4 protein-coding genes are annotated in these 2,834 nt (G+C 41.8%); 2 read left to right on the top strand and 2 right to left on the bottom strand.

From position 1 onward, the window contains the following. Positions 1-120: 120 nt before the first annotated feature. Both IM322_RS19805 and IM322_RS19800 read right to left on the bottom strand, forming a co-directional pair. Entirely contained in the window at positions 121-894 is a 774-nt protein-coding gene (locus IM322_RS19805; RefSeq protein WP_287676969.1) for an RNA-guided endonuclease InsQ/TnpB family protein, read from the bottom strand. A gap of 96 nt (positions 895-990) precedes the next feature. Further along, positions 991-1,290, bottom strand: a complete 300-nt coding sequence (locus IM322_RS19800) for a (2Fe-2S) ferredoxin domain-containing protein (protein ID WP_002786792.1) — start codon at positions 1,288-1,290, stop codon at positions 991-993. Positions 1,291-1,583: 293 nt separating this feature from the next. Here IM322_RS19800 and IM322_RS19795 point away from each other — a divergent pair, with 293 nt between their 5' ends. Both IM322_RS19795 and IM322_RS19790 read left to right on the top strand, forming a co-directional pair. Continuing rightward, positions 1,584-2,285 carry an NnrU family protein gene (locus tag IM322_RS19795; protein ID WP_286827144.1) on the top strand — a complete coding sequence of 234 codons (702 nt, stop codon included), beginning with the start codon at positions 1,584-1,586 and terminating at the stop codon, positions 2,283-2,285. 88 nt (positions 2,286-2,373) lie between these two features. Further along, positions 2,374-2,718, top strand: a complete 345-nt coding sequence (locus tag IM322_RS19790) for a thioredoxin family protein (protein ID WP_287676972.1) — start codon at positions 2,374-2,376, stop codon at positions 2,716-2,718. Positions 2,719-2,834: the final 116 nt, after the last annotated feature.

Here is a 2,834-nt window from a genome sequence, read left to right as displayed (position 1 = left end):
CACTCAAAATGGACGTGGAGGAAGTGTCAGACTTAAGCAATTAAGCGTTTTTCGGTGAAGCGTCAACCCCATTCAGCGACCACCCTAAAAAAGTGGCGTGGTGAGGAATCGCCGTCCGTTTTACGGCGGCGAGGATGTCAATCCCTGCTCAATAACATCAGTAATTACTTTTATAGTGATGTTAAATGCCCCATTTACATCGGCATTTAACAACTGATTTGTTCCCATTTTATACAGTCCCCTAGCTAACCTTTTTCCCTTAAATAATGGTTTTTCTTCACCATATTTAGGTAACTCATCCCTATCTAAGTCACTGGATTGTGACGTATAGGATTCTTCAGTTATTATGACTTTTATTCCTTTTAATTGAGCTTTATAGGTTAACATTTCTATTAATCTATGATGAGGAATATTGACCAATTGTTGATGATTCCTTTTTCCTAGATTAAGAGATTGTTTCATCCACTCATTATGCCCAATTATTAATGTCCCTATTTGAGGTCGAATACACCAATCTATTACTTTTTTGCTGGCTGTGTGGAGATAATTTTCTCCTCGACAGTTTCGTTTATGGGTTAGGAATATCAATCTCTTAGATGAGGGTTGATTATTTTGGGTTTTCAGTTGAGATTGCAAGCGGGAACGTTGTTTATTGTAGAAGGTGTTAATTGCTTTTAAGTATCTGCCATTTACCAAAAGAGGTGCTACACCTGTTTGATTCGTAGTTACAGCCATTAAGTTATTAACTCCTAAATCTACCCCAGCTATCTGTTGTTTATCTGTGGTTTCCGACCGTCTTTCATAGACGATTTCAATGACATAACAGCTACTTTTGGGGACAATTCTCGCTGTAATTATTTCTCTCTTGGATGTGGGAATTTTTAAGTCGCTCATAGACAATAGACTAAGCTGAAATCACAGGCACTCAAAGGGTTTAACCTAGGAGCAAAAGACTCTTGTGAAGCATCACTTAAAAATTGATGATCAAGTTTACTGCCATTGAGCGTGAATGCGTGGATGGAGTAAACGCTCAACCGGTTGACCGTTTTTTAAATGTTCTTCGACAATCTGATTGACATCCTCTGGTTTAACACGACAGTACCAAGTTTCCTCGGGAATAATTCTCACCGTGGGGCTAGTGCTACACTGTCCTTGACAACCACTGGTCATAACGATGACATCTTCTGGGAGAGCTGCCGTTTGCCATGCTAAAAGAAGCTCGGACGCACCCTGCACCAAACAGGAAGAATGCTGACAGACCATCACAAATCGCTTTTGCGGATAAGACATAAGCTGCTCGCGTATTTAAATTGCTTGTTGAGATGAGGGTTGAGGCACTCTTGCAAGGGGCAAGGGGGGCTAATCTAAGTATAGGCGGTTTAAATGCGTCTTAGCATATTACCTAAAAAGTTGCAAAATTAGATAGTTCCCCGGGTATATTCTTGGGAATGGCTTTGAGGAAGCATAGTTTTATTTTGCCCCGAATCCCCGATACTGGCAATACAAAAAAAGGGGGCGAAAAATTAACCATCAATCTTTAAAATAGAATTCGGAGAAAAATTTAGTCAATCAAGAGGGTAAAAGTGGCATTCGCTAGTCATTGGATTATGTTAGGTTTATTACTGGGTTTTGCCGTCGCGCATAGCGGATTAGCCAGTTTACGAATGGGGGGAGAAGCTATCATCGGTGCGCGACTGTATCGGGTATTATTTGCCCTTGTTAGTATCCCTCTAGCGGTAATTTTAGTAGTTTATTTCTTCAATCATCGTTATGATGGTTTGCTTCTCTGGCAAGTACAGGGAGTAACCGGAGTAAAAACCCTAGTTTGGATACTTTCGGCCATTTCTTTTTTCTTTCTCTATCCTGCCACCTTTAACCTGCTGGAGATCGCCGCTATCCAAAAACCGCAGGTTCATCTCTACGAAACCGGCATCCTGCGCGTTACCCGTCACCCCCAGATGGTAGGACAGGTGATCTGGTGTATTGCTCACACCCTCTGGTTAGGGACAAGCTTTACCCTATTGACTTCCCTAGGTTTAATTGCCCATCATCTTTTTGCTGTCTGGCATGGCGATCGCCGGTTAGAGAACCGTTACGGAGAGGCATTTTTAAAGGTCAAAGAACGCACCTCGGTGATTCCCTTTTTAGCGATTATCGATGGTCGGCAAAGCCTAAAATGGCAAGAATTCCTTCGTCCTGCCTATCTAGGAGTAACAGGGTTTATTTTACTCCTCTGGTGGGCGCATCCTTGGCTAATGCAGGCAACAAGTAAAATTTATTGGTGATTTTGCTCTCAACCCCTTTCTTATTGATCCCGATTGGTGTAGAATGGTTGCCATATCAAAATCAAGTTTTCATAAAATCTGTTTAGACATGATACTATCTGTAAACGAAAAGAGCTTCCATAAGCTAGTTTTAGAGTCTTCCCGTCCGGTTATCGTGCATTTTTGGGCTCCTTGGTGTGGTTTATGTCGTTTAATCCAACCCACCCTCTGTTCTTGGCAAAATGAGTGTCAAGGCGCAATTCAATTAGTCAGTGTCAATGCCGATGAGAATTTTCAATTAGCTAATAGTTTTCGTCTGCGTAGTTTACCTACGTTAATTCTCTTCGATCAAGGTGTTCCCGTTCATCGTCTGGAGGAAATTCACAGTCGCGAGGAATTGCATCAAACCCTGCGGGCTCTTCTGGTTTATGTGTGGAAACGAGGTCTATACTGATAGAATATCCGCAAAATAGCCCTAAAAGTCTTGCCCGATAAGCATTTCACGATTCCATAAGCAAAAATTATCACACAAAGTCGAGAAGAGCCACCCTGCGACTAATGGCCAAAAAT

This window comes from Microcystis sp. M109S1, assembly GCF_020247025.1.
Classification (GTDB): domain Bacteria; phylum Cyanobacteriota; class Cyanobacteriia; order Cyanobacteriales; family Microcystaceae; genus Microcystis.
The sequence above is the reverse complement of the archived record's forward strand: the minus strand, read 5'-3'. Positions and strand labels throughout refer to the sequence as shown.